At 46.8% G+C, this 24298-nt stretch carries 20 protein-coding genes and 1 pseudogene; 17 read left to right on the top strand and 4 right to left on the bottom strand.

Annotated elements, in window-relative coordinates; genetic code table 11:
* Window positions 1–61: 61 nt before the first annotated feature.
* The 3 genes and pseudogenes from ilvD to QNO02_RS23405 form a co-directional block, all read right to left on the bottom strand.
* Window positions 62–1747 carry a dihydroxy-acid dehydratase gene (ilvD, locus tag QNO02_RS23415; RefSeq protein ID WP_289390206.1) on the bottom strand — a complete coding sequence of 562 codons (1686 nt, stop codon included), beginning with the start codon at window positions 1745–1747 and terminating at the stop codon, window positions 62–64.
* 318 nt (window positions 1748–2065) lie between these two features.
* Window positions 2066–2308, bottom strand: a pseudogene (locus QNO02_RS23410) (KGG domain-containing protein); the annotation flags it as partial.
* A 123-nt stretch (window positions 2309–2431) separates the two neighbouring features.
* Window positions 2432–3472: an acyltransferase family protein gene (locus QNO02_RS23405; protein ID WP_091027693.1), complete on the bottom strand. Its 1041-nt coding sequence runs from the start codon at window positions 3470–3472 to the stop codon at window positions 2432–2434.
* A gap of 222 nt (window positions 3473–3694) precedes the next feature.
* Between QNO02_RS23405 and QNO02_RS23400 the strand changes: the two genes are divergently transcribed.
* The 6 genes from QNO02_RS23400 (at window position 3695) to mgrA (ending at window position 9031) form a co-directional block, all read left to right on the top strand.
* On the top strand, window positions 3695–4660 hold the full coding sequence (locus QNO02_RS23400) for a sugar kinase (RefSeq protein ID WP_133385876.1): 966 nt from the start codon (window positions 3695–3697) through the stop codon (window positions 4658–4660).
* 88 nt (window positions 4661–4748) lie between these two features.
* The gene (locus tag QNO02_RS23395) at window positions 4749–5414 is read left to right on the top strand and encodes a bifunctional 2-keto-4-hydroxyglutarate aldolase/2-keto-3-deoxy-6-phosphogluconate aldolase (protein WP_017686833.1); all 666 of its coding nucleotides are present in this window, start codon (window positions 4749–4751) and stop codon (window positions 5412–5414) included.
* A gap of 90 nt (window positions 5415–5504) precedes the next feature.
* Entirely contained in the window at window positions 5505–6272 is a 768-nt protein-coding gene (locus QNO02_RS23390) for an alpha/beta fold hydrolase (RefSeq protein ID WP_289390205.1), read from the top strand.
* Window positions 6273–6335: 63 nt separating this feature from the next.
* Window positions 6336–7103: an HAD family hydrolase gene (locus tag QNO02_RS23385; RefSeq protein ID WP_289390203.1), complete on the top strand. Its 768-nt coding sequence runs from the start codon at window positions 6336–6338 to the stop codon at window positions 7101–7103.
* A 101-nt stretch (window positions 7104–7204) separates the two neighbouring features.
* Window positions 7205–7945, top strand: coding sequence for an NAD-dependent protein deacylase (locus QNO02_RS23380; RefSeq protein WP_289390202.1), 741 nt, complete (start codon window positions 7205–7207; stop codon window positions 7943–7945).
* Window positions 7946–8023: 78 nt separating this feature from the next.
* Window positions 8024–9031: an L-glyceraldehyde 3-phosphate reductase gene (gene mgrA / locus QNO02_RS23375; protein ID WP_036674510.1), complete on the top strand. Its 1008-nt coding sequence runs from the start codon at window positions 8024–8026 to the stop codon at window positions 9029–9031.
* Between the two features lie 81 nt (window positions 9032–9112).
* Here mgrA and QNO02_RS23370 read toward each other — a convergent pair whose 3' ends face one another.
* Complete coding sequence (locus tag QNO02_RS23370) at window positions 9113–9955, bottom strand: AraC family transcriptional regulator (protein ID WP_289392876.1); 843 nt, start codon at window positions 9953–9955, stop codon at window positions 9113–9115.
* Window positions 9956–10240: 285 nt separating this feature from the next.
* On the opposite strand from QNO02_RS23370, the gene QNO02_RS23365 reads away from it, so the two are divergent.
* The 11 genes from QNO02_RS23365 (at window position 10241) to ptsP (ending at window position 23873) form a co-directional block, all read left to right on the top strand.
* Window positions 10241–11422, top strand: coding sequence for a galactokinase (locus QNO02_RS23365; RefSeq protein WP_289390199.1), 1182 nt, complete (start codon window positions 10241–10243; stop codon window positions 11420–11422).
* 1 nt (window position 11423) lies between these two features.
* Window positions 11424–12413, top strand: a complete 990-nt coding sequence (galE, locus tag QNO02_RS23360) for a UDP-glucose 4-epimerase GalE (RefSeq protein WP_017686840.1) — start codon at window positions 11424–11426, stop codon at window positions 12411–12413.
* A 14-nt stretch (window positions 12414–12427) separates the two neighbouring features.
* A complete protein-coding gene (locus QNO02_RS23355; protein WP_289390198.1) occupies window positions 12428–14026 on the top strand; it encodes a UDP-glucose--hexose-1-phosphate uridylyltransferase in 1599 nt (532 codons plus the stop codon).
* Between the two features lie 152 nt (window positions 14027–14178).
* Window positions 14179–14766, top strand: a complete 588-nt coding sequence (locus tag QNO02_RS23350) for an MSMEG_1061 family FMN-dependent PPOX-type flavoprotein (RefSeq protein ID WP_289390196.1) — start codon at window positions 14179–14181, stop codon at window positions 14764–14766.
* A gap of 93 nt (window positions 14767–14859) precedes the next feature.
* A complete protein-coding gene (locus QNO02_RS23345; RefSeq protein ID WP_047844049.1) occupies window positions 14860–16023 on the top strand; it encodes an iron-containing alcohol dehydrogenase in 1164 nt (387 codons plus the stop codon).
* A gap of 276 nt (window positions 16024–16299) precedes the next feature.
* Entirely contained in the window at window positions 16300–16836 is a 537-nt protein-coding gene (locus QNO02_RS23340; protein ID WP_017686844.1) for an NfeD family membrane protein, read from the top strand.
* Window positions 16837–16899: 63 nt separating this feature from the next.
* A complete protein-coding gene (floT, locus tag QNO02_RS23335) occupies window positions 16900–18456 on the top strand; it encodes a flotillin lipid rafts scaffold protein FloT (RefSeq protein ID WP_289390194.1) in 1557 nt (518 codons plus the stop codon).
* 165 nt (window positions 18457–18621) lie between these two features.
* Window positions 18622–19476, top strand: coding sequence for a glucose PTS transporter transcription antiterminator GlcT (glcT, locus tag QNO02_RS23330; protein WP_047844046.1), 855 nt, complete (start codon window positions 18622–18624; stop codon window positions 19474–19476).
* 287 nt (window positions 19477–19763) lie between these two features.
* The gene (ptsG, locus tag QNO02_RS23325) at window positions 19764–21815 is read left to right on the top strand and encodes a glucose-specific PTS transporter subunit IIBC (RefSeq protein ID WP_289390193.1); all 2052 of its coding nucleotides are present in this window, start codon (window positions 19764–19766) and stop codon (window positions 21813–21815) included.
* A gap of 77 nt (window positions 21816–21892) precedes the next feature.
* A complete protein-coding gene (locus QNO02_RS23320; RefSeq protein WP_036617010.1) occupies window positions 21893–22168 on the top strand; it encodes an HPr family phosphocarrier protein in 276 nt (91 codons plus the stop codon).
* Complete coding sequence (ptsP, locus tag QNO02_RS23315; protein ID WP_289390191.1) at window positions 22161–23873, top strand: phosphoenolpyruvate--protein phosphotransferase; 1713 nt, start codon at window positions 22161–22163, stop codon at window positions 23871–23873. The genes QNO02_RS23320 and ptsP overlap by 8 nt, the downstream gene beginning before the upstream one ends.
* Window positions 23874–24298: the final 425 nt, after the last annotated feature.

Raw genomic sequence — 24298 nt, 5'->3', positions numbered from 1 at the left:
AAAGAAAAGGGTTGCCCTTCGCCAGATTTGGCAGAAGAGCAACCCTTTATTTATTAGTGAATTAGATACTCAGTACGCCACCGTTGCTTGCATTGGTAACCAGTTTGGAATAACGAGCCAGGTAACCGGTTTTTACTTTCGGTTCAAAGCCTTTCCAATCAGCGCGACGACGTTCAAACTCTTCGTCACTGATGTGCAACTCGATGATACGGTTGTTCAGATCCAGCTCGATGATGTCTCCTTCTTCAACAAAGGCGATTGGACCACCCTCAGCTGCTTCCGGAGAAATATGTCCGATACTGATTCCGCGGGATGCGCCAGAGAAGCGTCCATCGGTGATCAGACCAACTTTGGCACCCAATCCCATACCTACGATCTGCGAAGTAGGAGCCAGCATCTCAGGCATACCTGGTCCGCCTTTTGGTCCTTCATAACGGATAACAACAACATGTCCTTCTTTTACTTTGCCGTTAGCAATACCTTCGAGCGCTTGCTCCTGGGAGTCAAAGCAGATGGCAGGACCTTTGTGGTATCCACCAACCGAAGCATCAACAGCACCAACTTTGATGATAGCTCCTTGTGGTGCAAGGTTACCAAACAATACAGCCAGGCCGCCTTTTTCGGAATGCGGGTTATCCAGATGGTGGATGACATTTGTATCCTGGATTTCTTTTCCTTCAACGTTCTCACGGATCGTTTTACCCGTAACTGTAATGCAGTCTCCATGAATTGCACCTGGTTTCTTGAGCAATTCGTTCAGCACTGCGCTTACGCCACCTGCATTGTGAACGTCTTCGATGTGAAGATCGGAAGCAGGTGCAAGTTTCGCCAGATGCGGAACGCGGTTAGCTACTTCATTGATGCGCTCGATTGGATACTCGATGCCTGCTTCATGAGCCAGTGCCAGCGTGTGCAGTACTGTATTCGTAGATCCACCCATCGCCATATCCAGTGCAAACGCGTTATCGATCGCTTCTACAGTAACGATATCACGTGGTTTCAGATCCATTTTAATAAGTTCCATCAGTTGTTTAGCAGATTGTTTAACAAACTCACGACGCTCAGGAGCAACAGCCAGGATGGTTCCGTTACCTGGCATAGCCAGTCCCATCGCTTCAGCCAGACAGTTCATGGAGTTTGCCGTAAACATACCGGAACATGATCCACATGTTGGACAGCCAAACTGTTCAAGTTCAAGCAAGCTCTTATCATCGATTTTACCTGCTTGATAAGCGCCTACGCCTTCAAATACAGAGGTCAAGGACAGAGCTTTACCATTGCTGTCACGACCGGCTTTCATCGGTCCACCGCTGACAAACACGGTAGGGATATTACAGCGGAGTGCACCCATCATCATGCCGGGTGTAATTTTATCGCAGTTCGGGATACATACCATGCCGTCGAACCAGTGTGCAGATACAACGGTTTCCACGGAATCCGCGATAATGTCACGGCTTGGCAGCGAGTAACGCATACCAATGTGTCCCATGGCAATACCATCATCTACTCCGATGGTGTTGAATTCGAATGGAACGCCACCGGCTTCACGAATAGCATCCTTTACAATTTTACCGAATTCCTGAAGGTGGACGTGCCCGGGCACGATATCGATGTATGAGTTACATACGGCAATAAACGGCTTGCCGAAATCCTCTTCTTTAACGCCCGCTGCGCGGAGCAAACTCCGGTGTGGTGCACGGTCAAAACCTTTTTTGATCATATCGGAACGCATCTTCTTGGCTGACATGGTGTATTCCCCCCAAATATATAATATTGAGCAACATGAATGGAAAAGTAAATGGCAGTGCATCTGTCGTTTAATTTCATCCGTACTCTAAAAAAAAGGACCGGCATGCCGGTGTCGAGCTCCCCGTAGTTTGTGAAATTCTTTGCTGCTTTAAACCCGTGAACACCCGGTTTTTCTATTGAGTCTATCACAACCGTCGTCATATTTCTACAATCAATAGAAAGAAGCCTTAAACCATTTTCATGGAATTAGACTTCTTGATTTTACGGGAAAGCTATGATCATGTTTCGATGTGGCAAGCGGAATTCATTAGTTGCTTCCGCCTTTGCGTCCAATCTCACGATAGAATTCCTTATTATGAGTTTCGGAGGTTGCTTCGCCGCCCTTGCGACCAATCTGCTTGTAAAAGTTAGTGTCATGGGCATCTGAAGTCGCTTCTCCACCCTTTTTTCCAATCATCTGGTAGAAGCTTCGATCATGGTTCTTGGAAGTCGCTTTGCCACCTAATCTGCCAGCTTCCTCACGGCTCATCTTGCGTTCTGACGTCGGTTGACGTGCCATTACAAATCACTCCTTACAACGATAAGTTGTTTTTTGTAGCGCGTATCCCTAATTTACCACCTTATTTCCAGCCTGAAACAACACACCAGGATAGAACGGATGGTGAAGAGACACGTCAGAGCATTAGGCCGATCGTTTAAACACCTCATGTCGATTGAAAGAAAATCGGGATATATCCGGTTCAATTAAGGGTTTGAACGTGTGACGTACAGCCGGCAGAGCCAGTGTGACTGCGAAGAGTACGGCAATGACCAGTATGACTGGAATATACGCCGAGCTTCCCATATAACTGTAGACTCCGGACCAGATCGCGAGACGAACGAGAAACCCATGCAGCAGAAATACATAGAGTGTACGTCGTCCAAGGTCCGTCAGTCTGGAAGTCAAGGAAGGTACCCAGGCCAAGAACAGTGCTGCCGATGCGATCTCCAATAGGTAGACTCCAAGTCGGAAGATGCCGGCATACCATTCGTGGTGACCCAGTTCGGCGTACGTCATGCTGCCGAGTAACCATCCGGATGATATGTTCAAACCACCATACCCAATCCACACCAACAGTGCAGCAGAGAGGATGGCTGCGGTTTTTCGCCCCCAACCGGATAATAAATGTGAACGGATGGTTGCTCCATAGTCATAACCGATGACAAAGAACGGCAGAAATACAAACGTACGGCTGAAGCTGAGCCAGAATCCGTCGATTGGCAAATACCCCGCAATTACACCGAGCGTAATCGATCCAATCAGCCGATATATCGGTTTCCAGGAAATCGTCAGACGAAGCAACAGTCGCCAACAGAAATGACTCGCGAGAAACCATAACAGCAAGTAAGGTGCAAAGAAGGATAGCCGCATATGGGGTGTGTGGAATACGGTAAAGTCCATCAATGCGTATAAGGACTGAAACAGTACATACTGTAGTGCAATCTGCTTCAGGACGTTTCGCCCAGATGCACCTTGGAGTGAGTGTGTCGCAAAATACCCGGTTACCCATACAAATAGTGGCATGTGAAACGTATATATCCACAGGAACAGAGCTTCCGCTCCTGCAAAACGTGTAATGAGTGGTTCAAGTGCATTACCAGCAAGGACACAGACGATAAGCATAAAGCGCAGATTGTAAAAGAAAGATTCCTGATCATCCCGGATCAGTGTCTGATTTTTCATGGTGCAGCCCCCTTATAGACCCTGGTTGCCAGGTCATTTGCATCTGTAATAAGGGTAATATGGATGTGCATTATCTATTGTGATTTAATTCACATTGGTAAGCGTTATCTTTTCTCAAAGCTGTGACAACAAAATGAACGCTCCGGGATTGACAACGGTTGCATAGAGGATGACAATAGAAAAAGAAGATGAGGGAATGTAATTATAAGGAGGGAAGAAATCATGTCAACGAGTCCCTATCCAAGCCCGGAAATTATTACGTTTGGGGAGAGTATGGGTTTGCTGACTGCCAAGGATACAAGAGGGCTGGAATATGCAGCCACACTGGACAAGTCTTTCGGGGGTGCTGAGAGCAATCTGGCTATTGGCGTATCCCGCCTGGGGCATACCAGTGGTTGGTTTGGACGCTTGGGCAATGATCCGATCGGCAACATGATTCTGAAAGCCATTCGCGGTGAAGGCGTAGATGTATCCCGGGTAAGGTTAAGTGATCACGAGCCCACTGGTTTGATGATTCGTGAGAACGCTTCCGGGAAAGCCTCGGTGCATTATTATAGGAAGCTATCTGCTGCAAGTGCGATCACACCTGATGATCTGGATCCCGACTATATTGCCGGGGCGAAGATATTGCATGTTACGGGTATAACGGCAGCGATAAGCCCGTCCGGACTTGCAACCGTAGAGGCTGCCATACATATTGCCAAACAGGCAGGGGTGAAAGTAAGCTTTGATCCAAATCTGCGTCTCAAACTATGGTCTGCGGAAGAGGCCCGTCCAGTTTTACTGCGTTTAGCTGAACTGGCGGACTACTTTTTACCGGGGCTGGACGAGATGAAACTTCTATATAACGAAGAAAATGATCAAAAAGTACTTGAGCGTTTATCTGCCATGAATGCTGTGTGCATCGTGAAGGGTGGCCCTGATTTGACCTACGTATTGGCGAATGGTACCCTAACGGAAGTTCCGTACTTTAAGGCGGATTATGTTCTGGATACGGTAGGTGCAGGAGATGGATTCTGCGCGGGATTTTTGTCGGGTTTATTAAAAGGATACTCCCCGCAGGAAGCAACCCGTCTCGGCAATTTGACCGGTTCCATGGTTATACAGGCTGTTGGCGATTGGGAGGCGCTCCCGACGTGGGGGCAGGTCGAGGCCAAGCTGAACAACGTTGCCCATGTTGAGCGTTAGTCGCTGCTGAAATCATATATGGCTCATCTTCGTTCTTAAATGTAAGGCTTGTATACACAACCACCACATTGACAAGGGAGAGAATGAAATGAAGAAGCTTCAGCTGTTGCAAAAGATTACGGACAATGGGGTTGTGGCAGTTCTGCGTGCAGATTCTGCGGATCAAGTCATTGCCATGGCCGAGCAAGCGATTGCGGGTGGTATTAAAGTTATCGAAATTACGATGACAGTACCCAGTGCACTCAAAGCCATTGAAAAATTAAGCCGTGTATACCATTGGAACACACAAGATCCAGAGAAATTCGCGATTATTGGTGCGGGAACGGTGCTTGAACCGCAAACGGCGAGAGCGGCTATCATGTCGGGTGCCGAGTTTGTAGTCGGACCTTCCCTGAACCCGGATACGGTTCAGATCTGCAACCTGTATCGAATTCCGATTCTGCCTGGTGTGATGACGATTGCTGATGTTCAACGCGCATTGGAACTCGGCGTGGACATTGTGAAGTTGTTCCCGGGTAATCTGTATGATCCTTCGATTATCAAAACGATGAAGGGCCCTATGCCGCAGGCGAATTTTATGCCAACTGGCGGGGTATCCTTGTCTAATCTGGGAGATTGGATCAAAGGTGGAGCAGTGGCTGTAGGTATCGGCTCCGACTTGACATCGGAAGCTGTGAAGACGGGTGACCTGAGTCATGTCCGTCGCAAAGCGGAACAATATATGGATGCTTACCGCAAGGCCAAGGCTGAATAATATTTTTTAATTCGTAGAAGGGGAGCCTGATGGACAAAGGCTCCCAATTCTGTGAGCCGCGGCACCTGCGGAAGTGAAGAAAGGTGATTAATGTTGAGAAATCGGTATAATACAGGGCGCAAGAAGAGGGGCATCGGGAAATTCCTGCTCGTACTTCTGGCGCTCATTGTCATTGGATGTGGATTTGTTGCGTGGAAATTATTCACACCATACGGTCCACAGGAAACAGCTCAAACAGCCATGGAAACAGCAAATAAGGTGACCGTGAGCGAACAAGAGAACTGGATTGATTTTGTGCCAGATAAACCGACGGGGAAAAGTGTACTTTTCTACCCTGGTGGACTGGTAAAACCGGAAAGTTACGCACCACTTGCCCATGAGCTGGCTGCTGCCGGTCATCACACGATTATTGCCAAAATGCCAGTTAATCTGGCAGTACTCAAGCCAAACTTGGCAGATGAGATTCTGGCCGCATATCCGGACGAACAATTTGTTATGGGTGGACATTCTCTCGGCGGGTCGATGGCTGCACGTTATGTAGCATCGCATCCTGATGCTCTACAGGGCATCTTCTTTCTGGCATCCTACCCGGATGAAAAAGGAAGCGTAAAGTCACTTGGAATACCTGCTTTATCCATTCTGGGAACTAAAGATGAGGTCGTGAATGCCACGAAGTATCAAAGTGGACGGATGTATCTTCCAGAAGACACGGTATATTACACCATTGAAGGTGGTAACCACGCCCAGTTCGGTGATTATGGTCATCAAAAAGGAGATGGCGAGCCGGAAGTGAGTGGAGAAGAACAGCTAAATCAGACCGTCAAGACAGTTCTGGGTTGGTTAAGTACGATTAAGTAGGTTTTGATTATTCTGCACTAAGGGCCGTATGCATTTATAGCATACTTGATGGAGGCGATACGGATGACCATGCTTCAAGTGAATGGAGCGCAGATCCCATGTAAAGGTATCCTGTTTGATAAAGATGGAACACTGCTGGAATTCCTCCAGCTATGGGGGCCGTGGGCAGAGACGTTGCTGAGTCAGTTACAATCACGTATGAATGAGCTTGGAGCTTCATTTACGGTTGAACGGGAGCACGTCCTGGGCACCATTCATAATGCAGAAGGTCACATTGTTGGATATGATCCGCAAGGCCCGCTGGCCATTGCGACTGTGGATGAGTGCACGGGATTGCTTGCCGGGCAGCTATATGCAGCAGGCATGCCATGGAATGAAGCGATCACAACGATACGCCAATTTTCAAGTGTGGCTATGAGATCGGTAAGAGAGCGCAAATCCGCTGAACCAATGTCAGGATTGCTGGATTTCTTGCAGAAATGCAGGGCAGCAGACATACCACTGGCGGTCGTCACTTCAGACAGTACAGCGGCAGCAGAAACACATCTGGATTGGATGGGGATTCGTTCCTTTTTCACCTCCATTGTGGGCTGTGATCGGGTGACCCAGGGCAAACCGGATAGAGAAGCAGCACTCTTGGCTTGCCGTGAATTACATATCGATCCTGCCGAGGCCGTTGTAATTGGAGACAGCAATGGGGATATGCAGATGGGGCGTCACGCAGAGGTATCCTATACGCTTGGTTACTGTCCACAGTTAGATCAAGGATCTCATCTGGTTGATGCCCATGCCATTATTCGTCATTATAATGAGCTTAGCGTAATTATATAAGTCACCCTTGCTTGGTTGAAGGATATAAATTGAACTCACGGAGTGGCCAGTGTAAATATTCTTTAGTTCAATTTATATAGTAAGTAAAAGGAGGAGAGAGGATGAACGCAACAGAACAACTGGCTGCCTGGATTCAGGAAAGCTCCCGGATTGTTTTTTTCGGAGGGGCCGGGACTTCAACGGAAAGCGGGATTCCCGACTTCCGCTCGGCTGCGGGTCTGTATCAGACAGAGCAGCATTCGCCTTATCCACCGGAAGAATTGTTAAGCCGGCATTTTTTTGATCAACATGCCGATATTTTTTATGATTTTTATCGTGGCAAAATGCTTCATCCAGATGCGGAACCGAATGGGTGTCATCGACTATTGGCCCGTCTGGAGCAGGAAGGAAAACTTCAGGCAGTGATCACGCAAAATATCGACGGACTACATCAGAAGGCAGGCAACAGCACTGTCTTGGAGCTTCATGGCTCAGTTCATCGTAATGCCTGCATGGATTGCAAACAGTTTTATACGCTGAATGATATTATACAATCCCAAGATACCGTACCTCGCTGTACCGCATGTGGTGGTGTAATCAAGCCGGATGTAGTGCTGTACGAGGAAGAGCTGGACCAGACGACATTGTATCGCTCTATTGATGCATTGTCTTCTGCCGATCTGTTACTCGTGGGCGGCACGTCACTGACGGTATATCCAGCCGCCCAGTTAATTACGTATTTTCAAGGAAAACATACCGTTCTTCTTAACGCCACACCTACCGCTTACGACCGCAGGGCTAATTTGCTGATTACAGAGCCGATTGGTGAGGTAATGAATATTGTGGACCAGCTTCTTGGTTGAACGTATGGACTGAATAACCGCATTCTCTGGCATAGACCGGATACAAGAGGCGGAACCTGGGGAAAGAAGGGATTCATAATGGTCTACGTAGCAAGCGATACTCGCTATGAAACGATGAAATATAACCGCGTTGGACGTTCTGGTTTGAAACTGCCAGCGATTTCACTGGGGCTGTGGCATAATTTTGGCGGTATCAATAACGCTGAGAATGGCCGTAATATGATTACCCGATCATTTGATCTGGGGATTACACACTTTGACCTTGCCAACAATTATGGTCCACCGGCAGGTTCGGCAGAGCAATTATTTGGACAGGTACTGGCCCAAGATCTGAAACCTTATCGGGATGAACTGGTGATCTCCACCAAAGCGGGTTATTATATGTGGCCCGGGCCGTATGGCGAGTGGGGTTCACGCAAAAATCTGGTGTCCAGTCTGAATCAGAGCTTGAAGCGTATGGGCCTGGATTATGTGGATATCTTCTATTCACATCGTTATGATCCCGAAACGCCTTTGGAAGAAACGATGATGGCACTGGATCATATTGTTCGCTCGGGCAAAGCCCTTTATGTAGGGATCTCCAACTATCCCGCAGAGCAAACAAGACAGGCTGCCGAAATTTTGAAAAGTCTGGGTACGCCCCTGTTAATCCATCAACCGAAATACTCGCTGCTGGACCGCTGGATTGAAGATGGTTTGCAGGACGTGCTGGATGAGTATGGAACAGGCAGTATTGCATTCTGTCCATTGGCACAAGGTGTGCTCACAAACAAATACTTGAATGGTATCCCGGAAGACTCACGTGCCAAAGGACCGTCGGTATTCCTGAATGAAAACAACATCTCTCCAGAGACGCTCCGCAAAGTGCGTGCGCTGAACCAGATTGCAGCAGCCCGCGGTCAGAGTTTGGCCCAATTTTCACTCTCATGGGTGCTGCGTAATGGCAGGGTAACTTCCGCGCTGATTGGCGCAAGTCGTCCTTCCCAGATTGAAGAGAATGTGGCTGCGCTCAGTCAACTGGATTTCTCTACAGAGGAATTGGAACGGATTGAATCCATCCTGTCTCCGGAGCCTGATGACAAATAAATAAAGTGCAAAAGGTGCATCTTAGCCATAATGGCGGAATGCACCTTTTTTTGTCTTACGTGGTTCCGTCCGTTAAGTTGCTTACCGTTTGTTTTGTTGAGCATTCTTCTGTATCCCCTGATTTAGTGGGCGGGACAGTATTTTCTCTCGATACAAGCTAGGCGCTTCACCGTGAAATCGTTTGAACTGTTTGGAGAAATACAGCGCGTCTGGCAGTCCCACTGAGGCAGATACCTGTTCGATGGACAGATCCGGGCGTTCTCTCAGGAGTTGGCGCGACTTGTCGATCCGCAGTTTTAGCAGATAAGTGACTGGCGAAAGTCCGGTTTCCTGTTTGAAAATACGGGATAGATACGCACGATTGTACCCGAGACTTGCAGACATTTGTTCAATGGAGACAGGATAGGCATATTGGGTGGACATATATTGAATCATCTGTTTCACCGTACGTCGGATGGATGATTCACCTGGAATTAAGGTTTGGCCCTGCGAAAGGTGATTCTGTGCTTCGGCTAGAATCATATATAACGTACCCAGTGATGTGAAATGGGAGCTTTCTTTGCGCTCGGCAAAAGCATCTTGCATCACGGATAACCAATCGGAAATTCCACACGAGGGTCCGGCATGAAAAACGGACTTCTCGGGGCGGAATCCCGCCTCCTCGGCATGCTGGGCAGCCTGGCTGCCCGTGAAAGCGATCCAGCGGTATTGCCATGGATTGCGGGCGTGAGACTGGTAGCTTACCAGTTGCCCGGGATGAATGAGAAAACAGTCACCTGCGGATAACTCGTAGGTGTGCAGTTCGGTACGGAACGTACCCGCCCCTTTTTCTACATAGTGCAACAGATAATAATCAAACAGTTTCGGTCCGACGGCGTGACCCGGAAGGGTCTGGCTTGCTCCGGCAAACAGGACATGCAGCATGCCTTGCTCATAATAGACCGGATTGGAGGCAACCGAATAACTGAGTGCTCCACTTTTACCGGAAGGTGATTCCTGTATTTTTTCGATAGTAGATGCAAGAGGGTCTTTCTTGCCGTTGAATGGGTCTGTCATGCTCGTTTCCTTCTTTCTGGGATGCTCCGATCATTATACGCCTTAAGGTCACATTTATCCATATGAAACACACATGGTTGCATTACAAGAGGCACCGCTTTCTTATATAATAACATTAAGAAAACCACAACAACGAGGCGAGGTGCAGCAGCAGTGAACGTAACTGAATTGAAACAAAAGTTTATTGAGAAGTACGGAGAGAGTGGAGCGGACATCAGTGTGTTTCATGCCCCTGGGCGTGTGAATCTGATCGGTGAGCACATTGACTATAACGGTGGATACGTGCTCCCGGCAGCACTTGAATTCGGAACTACATTGATCATTCGTGAGCGTCAGGACAACAAGTTGCAACTGGCTTCCACGAACATGTCTTACGAAGGGGTACTAGACACTTCCTCCATCGGTAAGGAAAAAACCGGAGAATGGACCGACTATCCTGTTGGTGTCATGGTTGAATTGCAAGGCAAAGGCGTAAATGTAACAAAAGGCTACGACTTCCTGTACCACGGGGAGATTCCGAACGGGGCAGGACTTTCATCATCTGCATCTCTGGAGGTACTCACCGGATTTGCGATTCAGTCTCTGGAGGGTGTATCGGATATTGATACGGTTCAACTGGCGCTTCTGTCCCAGAAAGCGGAAAATGAGTTCGTAGGCGTCAACTGTGGAATCATGGATCAGTTCGCTGTTGCAAACGGTGCTCAGGATCACGCGATCCTGCTGATGTGTGACACACTGGAGTACGAAAAGGTTCCTTTCCGTACAGGCTCCTACAAATTGGTCATCGGTAACACAAACAAACGCCGCGGTCTGGTAGATTCGGCATACAATGAACGTCGCTCCCAATGCGAGCAGGCACTTGCCATCTTGAAGGAACAGCTGCCTGCACTGAATTACCTGGCTCAATTGACGCCAGAGCAGTTCGTAACACTACAGGATCAGATCAAGGATGAGAAAGTAAGACAGCGTGCACAACATGTTGTGGAAGAGAACGCTCGCGTGCTCGCATCGGTCGAAGCATTGCAGGGTAACGATCTGGAAACCTTTGGCAAGCTGATGAACGCTTCTCATGAATCGCTTCGCGATTTGTACGAAGTAAGCTGTGATGAGCTGGATGTTATGGTTGAAGAGGCTCAGCGGATTCCAGGCACGCTTGGTGCTCGGATGACTGGCGCAGGATTTGGCGGTTGTACCGTATCACTTGTGCATGAAAATGATGTCGAGCGTTTTGTAAGTGAAGTGGGCGCTGCATATGAAGCGCGTACCAGTCTTAAAGGTGATTTCTATGTATGCGGTGTAGGCGACGGTGTTAAAGAATTGAAGGAGGCGAAGTAAAATGGCAATTTTGGTGACAGGTGGAGCAGGGTATATTGGTTCTCATACGGTAGCAGCATTGTTGGAACGTGGGGAAGAGGTTGTCGTACTGGATAACTTGCAGACAGGGCATCGTGAGGCGTTGCTCGGCGGTAAATTGTATGAAGGGGATTTGCGTGACAAAGAAATTCTGGCGAAGCTGTTCGCTGAGAATTCAATCGATGCAGTCATTCACTTTGCGGCCAACTCACTCGTAGGCGAGAGTATGAAAGACCCGGTTAAATATTATGACAACAATGTGTTTGGTACACTCTGTCTCTTGGAAGCGATGAATGCAGCGAACGTACGCCGCATCGTCTTCTCCTCTACGGCAGCTACCTACGGTGAGCCTGAGAAAGTGCCAATCGAAGAAAGTGATCGTACAGAGCCAACCAACGTATACGGCGAAACAAAGCTGATGATGGAGCGCATGATGTCATGGTTCGATAAAGTTCAGGATATCAAATACGTTTCCCTGCGTTACTTCAATGCAGCCGGTGCTCATGACAGCGGTAAAATTGGTGAAGATCACCAACCAGAGAGTCACTTGATTCCACTTGTACTGCAAACAGCATTGAAACAACGCCCGCACATCGCCGTGTTTGGGGACGACTATGCAACAGAAGATGGCACATGTATCCGTGACTATATCCACGTAAGCGACTTGGCTGATGCACATCTGCGTGCAGTAGATTATCTTCGCAAAGGTGAGAACAGTAATGTGTTCAACCTGGGTAACGGCACAGGATTCTCGGTAAAACAAGTGATCGAAACAGCTAAAAAAGTGACTGGCCTCGATATTCCGGTTGTACAGGAACCACGTCGTGCAGGTGACCCGGCTGTGCTGGTAGCTTCATCTGCAAAAGCGAGATCTGTCCTGGGTTGGAATCCGAAATGGACCAATCTGGAAGATGTCATTCAAAGCGCTTGGAGCTGGCACCAATCACGTCCTGACGGCTACGGAAAAAACTAGGAGGCGAACACCTTATGTCACAGACTCATATTGCAGCAGGTGCCACAGAGCGGACACCGGAGCAGCAGGAAGCACTGCATGCCATTGAACGTCTGGTTGCATTTGCCTTGCAGAAACAATTAATCGAGGAAGCGGATTGGGATTATAGCCGCAACCTCTTGCTGGAACAATTCGGATTCTCAGAGCCTTATGCCGGCGAGTTGGACACGACTGTGCCTGATGGTCCACAGGCTATGCTGGATACGTTGATCGATTATGGATTTTCCATTGGACTCATTCCTGAAAATAGCGATACATTCCGTGATTTGCTGGATGCCAAAATCATGGGCCATCTGATGGCACGCCCATCCGAAGTGGTACGCGCATTCCGCCACACGGAGCAGACGGAAGGTATTGAGGCAGCTACATCTCAATTCTATGACTTGTCAATTAACTCCAACTATATTCGGATGGATCGGATCTCGAAGAACGTCTACTGGACACAGGACACGGCCTATGGAGACATGGAGATTACTATCAACCTGTCAAAACCGGAGAAAAGTCCAAAGGAAATTGCCATGGCGAAGTTGCTTCCGCCACCGGTATATCCAAAATGCCAACTGTGTCGTGAAAATGTAGGTTACGCTGGTCGGGTGAATCACCCGGCCCGCCAGAATCTGAGAGTCATTCCGTTGGAACTTAACAACGAGCCTTGGTTGTTCCAATACTCGCCGTATGTATACTACAACGAGCACTGCATCATTTTCCATCATGATCATGTGCCGATGAAACTGACCAAAGATACACTGCGCAGACTGCTTGCCTTTGTCGGGGAGTACCCGCATTACTTTATCGGATCTAATGCGGATTTGCCGATCGTAGGTGGATCGATTCTGACACATGACCATTTCCAAGGTGGTCGTCATACGTTCGCCATTCAAAATGCACAGCCTGAAGCGGTCTTCCGCCATGCGGATGCACCTGGACTTACTTTGAGTCTTGTGAAATGGCCAATGTCTGTAATGCGTCTGGCTTCTCACGACCCTGCAGAGCTGCTAGAAGCGGGTAACGCCGTATATGAAGCGTGGAAGGTCTACAGTGATTCTGCTGTGGATATCGAAGCATTCAGTGAAGTGGACGGGGAACAAGTACCACACAATACGGTAACACCAATCGTTCGTCGAAGTGCAGATGGTGGTTATGAGATGGATCTTGTATTGCGTAACAACCGTACGAATGATGTGCATCCTGAAGGGATTTTCCATCCGCACCGTGAAATGCACCATCTGAAGAAAGAAAACATTGGTCTGATCGAAGTGATGGGGCTTGCCATCCTGCCAGGTCGTTTGAAAGAAGAACTGGACAGTATCGCGGATATCCTCGCTGGAGATGCCAAACTTGCTGAAGTCGCCAAAGCTTCTGATCATGTGTTGAACAAACATCTGGGCTGGGCGGAAGAATTGATTGAACGGTTTGGTCCTAACCTGGACAAAGAACAAGCCGTTGCCATTGTACAACAGGAAGTCGGCTTGAAATTTGCCGAGATTCTGGAACATGCAGGTGTCTACAAATATGATGAAGCAGGACGTCAGGCTTTCCGTCGTTTTGTAAGCAGCATGGGATACACTGAATAGTAGTCAACAAACCAAAACACCCGCCCAATCATGAGCGGGTGTTGTTCTTGTTATTCTAGACATTTGTATGCATTGGAAAGAAATTCCGGGCAAGTTATAATGGAGTGAAGTCCTAGAGTACCACAATGAATTGAGGAAATGGGGTTAATAACTTGGAAAAAAAAGCATTGAATATTCCGTTGATTACAGATGCTGAGGAACTGCAAGGCATGGTGGGTGAACCGCATGAACATGTGCGTAACAAGGCAATTTCATTTGTGGATTCACATGTTCAGAACTTTCTATCCATGTCACCGTTATTTTTCCTCTCCACCTCCGATCGTGATGGAAAAAGCGATGTATCGCCACGGGGTGATGGAGCGGGATTTGTAAAAGTGTATGATACATGCCGGCTTGTCTATCCCGAACGCCCAGGCAATCGGCGCATAGACTCGTTGTTGAACATGTTGTCGAACCCTGGTATTGGTATGCTCTTTTTGATTCCGGGTATGAATGAAGTGCTGCGTATTAATGGTACAGCATCTATTACCAAGGATGAGGAATTCATCGCCAGTATGGGCTGGAGTGGTAAAACCATAGGTGCGGCTGTCATTGTAGATGTGGAAGAGTGTTTTATCCATTGTCCTCGGGCATTCAAACAGGCTGGATTATGGGCCTCAGAAACATGGGTCGATGCTGAGGATTTGCCTTCAACGAGCGAGATGTTTCGAGCCCATTTGGAGATTAACGGGTTGTTATAAAGTGAGTGGCTATCGATTTGTTTTTCTATAAACGGGGTACTATAATTGGAGTTGCACTAAAAATTCTAAACTCCATTGGAGGCGACAATAGATATGAGATCTTTCCAATTCTATAATCCAACCCGTCTGATTTTTGGTAAAGGACAACTGGAAGCATTGAAAACAGAAGTGCCGAAATACGGTAAACGGGTTCTGCTTGTATATGGTGGCGGCAGTATCAAACGCAGTGGTCTATACGATCAAGTGATCGGATTGCTTAAGGAAGCTGGAGCAGAAGTGACTGAACTGGCAGGTGTGGAACCTAACCCGCGTCTCTCTACGGTGCATAAAGGGGTAGACCTCTGCAAAACAAATAATATCGACCTGATCCTTGCTGTAGGTGGCGGTAGTGTATTGGACTGCTCCAAAGCTATTGCGGTAGGTGCCAAATATGATGGCGATATGTGGGATTTTGCACAGCGCAAAGCTGTTGCACAGGATGCTCTTCCACTCGGTACCGTATTGACGATGGCGGCAACTGGTTCGGAGATGAACTCCGGTTCGGTTATTACGAATCAGGATACACAAGAAAAATTGGGCTGGGGTAGCGCTTATTCATTCCCTGCTTTCTCCATCCTGGATCCGGTGAATACATACACGGTTCCACTGGACCAAACGGTATACGGTATGGTAGATATGATGTCCCACGTATTGGAGCATTACTTCCATCTGGATGCCAACACACCGGTTCAACTCGGTTTCTGTGAGACGATTCTGCGTACCGTCATGGAAGCAGCGCCTCGTCTGGTTGAAGACCTGGAGAACTATGAACTGCGCGAAACGATTCTGTATTGCGGAACAATGGCACTGAATGGCGTGCTGAATATGGGTCTCGCAGGAGACTGGGCAACACATAATATTGAACACGCGGTATCCGCAGTGTATGATATCCCACACGGCGGTGGACTTGCAATCTTGTTCCCACACTGGATGAAACATAACCTGGATGTGAATGTGGATCGATTCAAACGTCTGGCAATTAATGTATTCGAAGTGAACCCTGAAGGCAAGTCGGACAGACAGATTGCTGAAGAAGGTATCGATGCGCTCAGCAAATTCTGGACATCCATTGGTGCACCTAACCGTTTGGCAGATTACGATATCGATGATAGCCAGATCGACGTAATGGCTGATAAAGCTATGCTGTTTGGTCCATTCGGTAACTTCAAGAAACTGCAACGGGAAGATGTTGTATCCATCTACAAGGCTTCTCTGTAATTCTATAATCACTGACAAGTGAACGGACACATCCTGTTGTCCAATAACCGCAAGTCCCCTTCATGGGGCTTGCGGTTTTTCTATGTCTTGCATGCGAACGTGAATGATGGAGGAACATGAAGCAAGAAGAACAGAATGTCGTGATAATACCCATTATCGGCTCCAGAATACATTTGAGGAAAGATTTTGAAACATTTTGGTGTTAACTACGTATTTATTTACATGTGGAATGCTCAGTTAGGATGAATTTGCGGCAGAGGAGAGGAGGAACAGGGGATGGAGACAATTTATTGGGGGTGTCTAATCGGAGGAGCAATATTTGCGGTTGTCAGCCTTGTGCTGGGTGACTTGATTGACGGCTTGCTGGACGGAGCCTTCGAAATGCCAGGTCTTGATTTTTTCAAACCCGTTGTGCTAGCTGGTTCCATTACAACCTTCGGTGGGGCAGGCATTATGCTGACACGTTATAGTTCATTAAGTGCGATGTCGGGTCTAATATTATCCCTGCTTATAGGTATTGCTGCAGCCATGCTGGTATTCTTCGCATATATCAAACCGATGCGTAACAGCGATGTCTCGATTGCATTTTCAATGAAAGAGTTATCTGGAAAAATTGGGGAAATTACCATTCCGGTGCCGGAAAAAGGTTTTGGCGAAGTGATGATCCGCTTTGCATCCGGTAGTACGATTCAAACGGCATCCAGTTTTGAACACCTCCCCATTGCGGCGGGAGCCCGTGTTGTCGTGGTGGATGTTGTAGATGGTGTACTACGTGTGTCGGAATGGGATGAAAATGTACTTAAAGATTTATAAAGTACTCTTATCACCTAATTAGTTTAAGCACTCATCATGAATGAATAAGGGGAGAGATGTGGAATGGAAAATTTGAATTTGAATTGGGATGTTTTATTGATTCCCATAGTTGTAGTCGGAGTCATTCTAATTTTAGGTCTGGCTTTCTGGGCGAGATACAAAACGGTTGGACCGGATGAAGCGATGATCGTTACGGGATCATTTCTGGGTAGCAAAAATATCTCCGATGATGATTCTGGCCGAAAAATTAAGATTGTTCGTGGTGGCGGTGCATTTATCTTGCCGGTATTCCAGCAATCCGAGTTTATCTCCTTATTGTCCCACAAGCTGGATGTCTCCACACCTGAAGTGTACACGGAGCAAGGGGTTCCGGTTATTGCTGACGGTGTAGCTATTATCAAGGTTGGAGGCGCTGTAGAGGACGTTGCTACGGCAGCTGAGCAATTCATCGGTAAACCTGTAGAAGCGCTGAGAAGCGAAGCACAGGAGGTACTGGAGGGGCATTTGCGGGCCATCCTGGGTACAATGACGGTGGAAGAAGTATATCGGAACCGGGATCGATTTGCGCAAGAGGTTCAAGGCGTAGCAGCTAGAGATTTGAAGAAAATGGGACTGCAAATTGTTTCATTTACCATCAAGGATGTTCGTGACAAACAGGGTTACCTGGATGCTCTCGGTAAACCGAGAATTGCCGCAGTGAAGCGGGATGCCGAGATTGCTGAAGCGGAAGCGATGCGTGATGCACGTATTCAGAAGGCTAATGCGGAAGAACAGGGTCAAAAAGCAGAATTGCTGCGTGATACCAATATCGCCGAGGCAGCCAAAGAAAAGGAACTGAAAGTAGCCACGTTTAAGCGGGATCAGGATACAGCCAAAGCGGAAGCCGATCAGGCATACCATATCCATGAAGCGCGCGCGAGACAAACCGTGGTGGAAGAAGAAATGAAGGTTGAACTCGTTCGTAAAGAACGTGAGATCGATCTCCAAGAAAAAGAAATCGTCGTACGTGAGAAGCAATATGATGCTGAAGTGAAGAAAAAGGCAGAAGCGGATCGTTATGCGGTAGAGCAGGCTGCCGAAGCAGATAAAGCCAAAAGAATGCGTGAAGCCGATGCTGTACAGTATTCCATCGAAACACATGCCAAAGCAACAGCTGAACAGAAGCGACTTGAAGGTCAGGCCATGGCGGATGCAGAACTTGCCAAAGGTACAGCAGATGCAGAAGTTATTCGTTTGCGTGGTCTTGCAGAAGCAGAAGCGAAGGAAAAACTGGCCGAAGCGTTCCAGAAGTTTGGCGAAGCAGCTGTACTCGATATCATTGTCAAAATGCTGCCTGAACTGGCTGGTAAAATTGCAGAGCCAATTGCATCCATTGATAAACTGACGGTGGTAGATACAGGTAAAGGTGAAGGTGCAGCGCGAGTGAGTAACTATGTTACTGAACTTATGGCGACCGCTCCAGAGATGCTCAAAAGTGTATCCGGCATTGATGTAGAGCAGCTAATTAAAGGCCTTACGAAGTCTAAAACACCTGCGCCAGTTGCCATTCAACAGAGCGAGGCTGTTACAACTCCTTCTATAATCGACAAGATTGTGGAAAGAGCTGGAGTTGACGAGTAAGAAGCACTTCGAATCTTGCATGGTTGCTCTATTGACCTTAAGACGAATTTTTGTTACTTTTTAAGCGAGACGTCCGGCGCGGTTTGCCCGCTCCGGGTGTCTTTTCGTTCGTAACAGGGTGTGACTTAATCACACCTAAGATGGTGTGAAAAAGAGGTGCAAACAATGAGCAGCCTGCATGTAGATAAAGCGCTAAATAATAATGTAATCATTGCACAGCATCCTGAACACGGGGAAGTCGTTGTTATTGGTAAAGGCATTGGCTTTAACCGAAAACCGAGTGATCACATTCCATTGATGGCTGTGGAGAAAATGTTCATTTTGAAAAACCAGCAGGAGCAAGAGCAGTACAAACAGCTTCTTCCACAGGTGGATGAAGCACTGATCGAGATTATTAACGAAGTTATTACGTATATTGCAGAGCGTACGGACGTTCCTCTGAATGAACATATCCATATTGCATTAACCGATCACATTTCTTTCGCGTTAAAACGCAAGGAGCAGGGCATTATCATACAAAATCCATTTTTATATGAAACCCGCGAGATTTATCCTGAAGAATATCGAATGGGAGAATACGCTGTTCGTCTGATCAAAGAGAAAATGGGTGTAGATCTGGGGATGGACGAGATTGGTTTTGTTGCCCTCCATATCTATAGTGCAATGACCAATCAAAATATATCCCAGGTACGTGAACATTCACAATTGATCACTGATTTGGTGAACCTGGTGTCTGATCAACTTGATTATTCGTTTGAAACGGAATCGCTTGATTACTCTCGTTTGCTGACTCATCTTCGTTTCGCCCTTGAGCGTGTTCGCCGTGGAGACAAAGTGGAAGAGCTTCATAAGTTAGATTCCCTGCTTAAGTTGGAGTATCCCGAAATGTACTCGCTTGCATGGAAACTGACCAAAGTAATGGAGAAAAGACTGAAACTGCCGGTTTATCCTGCGGAGGTAGGTTATCTTACCATTCATCTGCAAAGGCTGAATCAGCGGAAGGAAGAAGAGAATAAGTGAGATCATTCCAGTGATGGAATGCGGAATTTATTTTTTTGGTGTAAAGGCTTGCAATAGATTAGAACTGGTGCTACAATGGTTTCCGTAATCAAGCAACTGAATAAACATAAGCGACGTGTTACTGACTCGATCAGGCATGAGTTAATTAAAGTGTGATTGTTCTTTCCTTGTACAGGGTATGCTATACCCCAAGGTTGGCACAGTTTACTTTATTAATTCATGCCTTTTTTTGTGTTCCCTTGCTTGCATCACAACATATAAATTAGACGAAAGGGAGAAACGACGCGATGTTTAAAAAGCTTTTTGGTGTATTGCAAAGAGTAGGTAAAGCTCTCATGCTGCCTGTAGCCATTCTACCTGCGGCAGGTTTGCTGCTCGGAATTGGTAACATGCTGGTTAATCCAAATTTTTTGGAGTATGCGCCAATTTTAGATCATGCTTGGGTGAATGGATTTGCAACAATCATGATGAACGCGGGTCAGATTGTATTTAACAATCTTGCTTTGCTGTTCGCAGTTGGTGTGGCAATTGGTCTCGCAGGTGGCGAAGGTGTTGCGGGACTGGCTGCCATCATAGGTTACTTGGTTATGAATGTAACTCTTGGCACAGCTGTCGGTGTTACACCTGCACTGGTTAACTCTGGAGCCGGCTATGCAAATATCCTAGGTATTCCTACACTCAGCACAGGAGTGTTTGGAGGTATAATAGTTGGTGTTTTAGCCGCTGCAATGTATAATCGATTCTTTAAGATTGAATTACCTTCTTACTTGGGTTTCTTTGCAGGGAAAAGATTCGTACCTATCGTGACGGCTGTTGCTTCAATGTTTTTAGGATTGATTTTGGTAGTCATTTGGCCACCAATTCAACAAGGTTTGAATGCTGTTTCTCATCTGATGGTTGATTCAAACCCAACACTGGCAACCTTTATTTTTGGAGTTATTGAAAGAGCGCTGATTCCATTTGGGCTGCATCATATTTTTTACTCACCTTTCTGGTTTGAATTTGGTGAATATGTGAACAAGGCAGGTCAAATTGTGAAAGGTGATTATAATATTTTCTTTGCTCAATTGAAAGATAATGTCACCTTGACTGGGAGTACATTCCAGGTTGGTAAATATCCTTTTATGATGTTTGGCCTTCCAGCTGCAGCACTTGCAATGTACCATGAAGCAAAACCACAGCATAAAAAATATGTTGCTGGAATAATGGGTTCAGCAGCACTGACTTCGTTTCTTACAGGAATTACCGAACCACTTGAGTTCTCGTTCTTGTTTGTCGCACCTGTGTTGTTCGGAATTCATTGTTTGTTTGCAGGATTGTCATTTATGACAATGCAGCTTCTGGATGTTAAAATTGGTATGACTTTTTCAGGTGGGTTGATTGATTTTCTGATATTTGGTGTATTCCAAAACCGTACACCTTGGTGGGACGTGATTATTGTCGGATTGATTCTTGCGGTGATCTATTACTTCGGTTTCCGGTTTATCATTCGCAAATTCAATCTCAAAACACCTGGACGAGAGGATGCAACGCCTGAAACCGAATCTGGCGGAGGCTCTGGTTCAACGGATGACCTGCCACATAACATTCTCGAAGCTTTCGGTGGCAAGGAAAATATCAAACATCTGGACGCTTGTATTACTCGTTTGCGGATTGAAGTTAATGAGAAATCCAATGTGAAAAAAGATCGTTTGAAACAATTGGGTGCATCTGGTGTACTTGAAGTGGGTAATAATGTTCAAGCCATCTTCGGTACACGTTCTGACACGATCAAATCTCAAATGCAGGATATTATTGCAGGACGAACACCAGCACCAACGCCAGCAGCTGCCAAACCAACTCCTGAAGAGGAGAAGGCACAAGGTGAGCAAGGCGAGCGCATTGTTGCTGAGGATATCGTCATGCCAGTCAATGGTGAATTGCTGGACATTACAAACGTACCTGATCCGGTCTTTGCTGAGAAAATGACAGGTGATGGGTTCGCAATTTTGCCACATGATGGTACGATAACTTCTCCTGTGTATGGTAAAGTGTTTAATGTATTTCCAAGCAAACATGCCGTGGGCATCATGTCCGATGGTGGCAAGGAAGTGCTTGTTCATATAGGTGTTAATACGGTGAAGCTGAAAGGTCAAGGCTTTAACGTACTGGTACAGGAAGGTGATCTGGTATCGGCAGGTCAGCCGATTATGGAAGTGGATCTGGAGTATGTCAAAGCAAACGCTCCTTCGATCATTTCACCAGTTATTTTCACTAACCTGCCAGAGGGCTCCACAGTAACTCTGAAGAAGAGTGGAGTGCTGAAAGTTGGCGAACAGCCAATCATTGAGATAAAATAAGAAGTGTTACGACGATGGCAAGCAAGTGTAAATATATGCAATGCCTAAACCAAACTACTGAAAGTGAGATGATTGTAATGCAACAAACATTCAGAATTACAGACGAAGATGGTATCCACGCACGTCCGGCGACAGCCCTGGTTAATACAGCAAACAAATTCAAAGGTGCAGAATCCTTTGCAGAAGCTAACGGTAAAAAAGTAACTTTGAAATCCATTCTGGGTGTTCTTTCCCTCGGATTGGAACAAGGCGACACCATCAGCATCATCGTTGAAGGCGAAGGCGAAGCTGAAGCTCTTCAAGCTTTGACTGACGTTATGGTTAACGAAGGGTTGGGCGAAATTAATGCTTAATGTCTCCGGGATCGCGGCTTCGGCGGGTATTGCTATCGCCAAGGCGTTTATCTTGGAGCATCCTGACTACTCTGTAGAAAAACGCCAAATTAACGACGTTGACGCAGAGATCGCAAAACTCGACTCAGCTCTGGGTAAATCCCAGGCTGAGCTTGAGGCGATCAAAGAGCGTACTTTACAAGAGCTTGGCGAGAAAAAAGCAGAGATTTTTGCTTCGCATTTGCTCATTTTGAATGACCCGGAACTGATTGATCCGGTTAAAGCTAGAATTGCGGATGACATGATCAATGCAGAATTTGCTTTGAACGAAACGGCATCGCAATTTATCTCCATGTTTGAGAACATGAAGAGTGCTTACCTGCAGGAACGTGCTGCAGATATGCGTGACGTTACCAAACGTGTGCTAAATCACTTGCTTGGTATCGACTTCATGAGTCCAGCTGAGATCAATGAAGAAGTGATTGTGCTTGCGGAGGATCTAACACCTTCCGACACGGCTCAATTGAATCGCCAATTTGTTAAAGGTTTTGCAACTAACATTGGTGGACGTACTTCTCACTCGGCAATTATGGCTCGCTCTCTTGAAATTCCGGCTGTTGTTGGAACCAAGGACATCTTGGCTCAAGCGAAACAAGGCGATATGATTATTGTTGACGGTCTGGATGGTCACGTATTGGTTAACCCTACTGATGAAGTTATTGCTGAATATCGTGCCAAACAGGAACAGTATGATGCACAACGTGCAGAGTGGAGAAAACTTCGTGATGAGCCAACGGTAACGGTGGACAACGTTCATGTTGAACTTGCAGCCAATATCGGTACACCGAATGATGTAACAGGTGTTCTGGAGAACGGCGGCGAGGCTGTAGGCCTGTACCGTACCGAGTTCCTTTACATGGGCAGAGACAAGCTTCCTTCCGAAGACATTCAGTATAATGCTTACAAAGCGGTACTGGAAAAAATGGAAGGTAAACCTGTCGTTGTTCGTACACTCGACATCGGTGGAGACAAAGAGCTTCCATACCTGGATCTGCCAAAAGAAATGAATCCATTCCTCGGCTTCCGCGCAGTTCGTCTGTGTTTGGACCGTCTGGATATCTTCCGTACACAATTGCGTGCATTGCTGCGTGCAAGCGTACATGGAAACCTGCGTGTCATGTTCCCAATGATCGCAACACTCGGTGAATTCCGTGAAGCAAAAGCTGTCTTGCTCGAAGAGAAAGAAAAGCTGGTTGCTGAAGGTATTGCTGTTTCTGACAGCATTCAACTCGGAATCATGGTCGAAATTCCTTCGACTGCTGTTCTGGCGGATCAGTTTGCCAAAGAAGTGGATTTCTTCAGTATCGGAACGAACGATCTGATTCAATACACAATGGCTGCTGACCGTATGAACGAAAGAGTAGCGTATCTGTACCAACCTTACAACCCAGCCATTTTGCGTTTGGTTAAAATGGTTATCGATGCAGCGCATCGGGAAGGCAAATGGGTTGGCATGTGTGGTGAGATGGCGGGAGACGAAACAGCAATTCCACTGCTGCTTGGTCTTGGATTGGATGAGTTCAGCATGAGTGCAACCTCCATCCTGCCTGCTCGTAGTCAGATCACCAAGCTGTCCCGTGCGGATATGCAGGAACTGGCTGCTAAAGCTCTGGATATGCAAACGGCTGAACAAGTCGTTGATTTGGTTCAAAGCATTAAAGCGTAATTTTGTGAGATTTTCACCCGATTAAAAGGTTTCTTTTTCTTTTCCAAATGATTTTAACGGCATCTTATATGATGCCGTTTTTTTTGTTTTGACATATTGTCAAAACAAGTGCCACAGTTCCTCTGAAAGGTTTACGAGTAGTTCTATAATTCAAGAATTTTTGTGGTCGTCATTCATTAGACAAAGTGAATGAGTTAGATCTTCATCCTCTACTTGGGTGAAATCCTCACCCTTGGGGTGTAACTCCCGAAGTAACCCATCTCCAGTTCATCTGTTAACCGTTGCCAGGAAAAATACGGGTCGCCAAATAAAATTGTAGTCCGTGCGTGGTTTCCAGATTCGCATAGCAAGTAATTCCTTACCTCGGTCAACGGTAAGGCATGAGAATGGCAGTACAGACATCTTTTAAGTTCAATCAGTGTGTT

The sequence above is a fragment of the Paenibacillus sp. PK1-4R genome (assembly GCF_030369595.1).
Classification (GTDB): Bacteria; Bacillota; Bacilli; order Paenibacillales; family Paenibacillaceae; genus Paenibacillus.
Note: the sequence above shows the minus strand (reverse complement) of the source record. Positions and strands in the feature narration are given on the sequence as shown.

What these genes read in the sequence shown, in the direction of transcription:
- glcT (WP_047844046.1), top strand. Translation starts at nt 18,622, where the DNA reads ATGAGCAGCCTGCATGTAGATAAAGCGCTAAATAATAATGTAATCATT.
- QNO02_RS23385 (WP_289390203.1), top strand. Translation starts at nt 6,336, where the DNA reads ATGACCATGCTTCAAGTGAATGGAGCGCAGATCCCATGTAAAGGTATC.
- QNO02_RS23405 (WP_091027693.1), bottom strand. Translation starts at nt 3,472, where the DNA reads ATGAAAAATCAGACACTGATCCGGGATGATCAGGAATCTTTCTTTTAC.
- QNO02_RS23355 (WP_289390198.1), top strand. Translation starts at nt 12,428, where the DNA reads ATGTCACAGACTCATATTGCAGCAGGTGCCACAGAGCGGACACCGGAG.
- QNO02_RS23400 (WP_133385876.1), top strand. Translation starts at nt 3,695, where the DNA reads ATGTCAACGAGTCCCTATCCAAGCCCGGAAATTATTACGTTTGGGGAG.
- ptsP (WP_289390191.1), top strand. Translation starts at nt 22,161, where the DNA reads ATGCTTAATGTCTCCGGGATCGCGGCTTCGGCGGGTATTGCTATCGCC.
- QNO02_RS23320 (WP_036617010.1), top strand. Translation starts at nt 21,893, where the DNA reads ATGCAACAAACATTCAGAATTACAGACGAAGATGGTATCCACGCACGT.
- ptsG (WP_289390193.1), top strand. Translation starts at nt 19,764, where the DNA reads ATGTTTAAAAAGCTTTTTGGTGTATTGCAAAGAGTAGGTAAAGCTCTC.
- QNO02_RS23340 (WP_017686844.1), top strand. Translation starts at nt 16,300, where the DNA reads ATGGAGACAATTTATTGGGGGTGTCTAATCGGAGGAGCAATATTTGCG.
- mgrA (WP_036674510.1), top strand. Translation starts at nt 8,024, where the DNA reads ATGGTCTACGTAGCAAGCGATACTCGCTATGAAACGATGAAATATAAC.
- QNO02_RS23380 (WP_289390202.1), top strand. Translation starts at nt 7,205, where the DNA reads ATGAACGCAACAGAACAACTGGCTGCCTGGATTCAGGAAAGCTCCCGG.
- floT (WP_289390194.1), top strand. Translation starts at nt 16,900, where the DNA reads ATGGAAAATTTGAATTTGAATTGGGATGTTTTATTGATTCCCATAGTT.
- galE (WP_017686840.1), top strand. Translation starts at nt 11,424, where the DNA reads ATGGCAATTTTGGTGACAGGTGGAGCAGGGTATATTGGTTCTCATACG.
- QNO02_RS23390 (WP_289390205.1), top strand. Translation starts at nt 5,505, where the DNA reads ATGTTGAGAAATCGGTATAATACAGGGCGCAAGAAGAGGGGCATCGGG.
- QNO02_RS23395 (WP_017686833.1), top strand. Translation starts at nt 4,749, where the DNA reads ATGAAGAAGCTTCAGCTGTTGCAAAAGATTACGGACAATGGGGTTGTG.
- QNO02_RS23345 (WP_047844049.1), top strand. Translation starts at nt 14,860, where the DNA reads ATGAGATCTTTCCAATTCTATAATCCAACCCGTCTGATTTTTGGTAAA.
- QNO02_RS23370 (WP_289392876.1), bottom strand. Translation starts at nt 9,955, where the DNA reads ATGCTGCATGTCCTGTTTGCCGGAGCAAGCCAGACCCTTCCGGGTCAC.
- ilvD (WP_289390206.1), bottom strand. Translation starts at nt 1,747, where the DNA reads ATGTCAGCCAAGAAGATGCGTTCCGATATGATCAAAAAAGGTTTTGAC.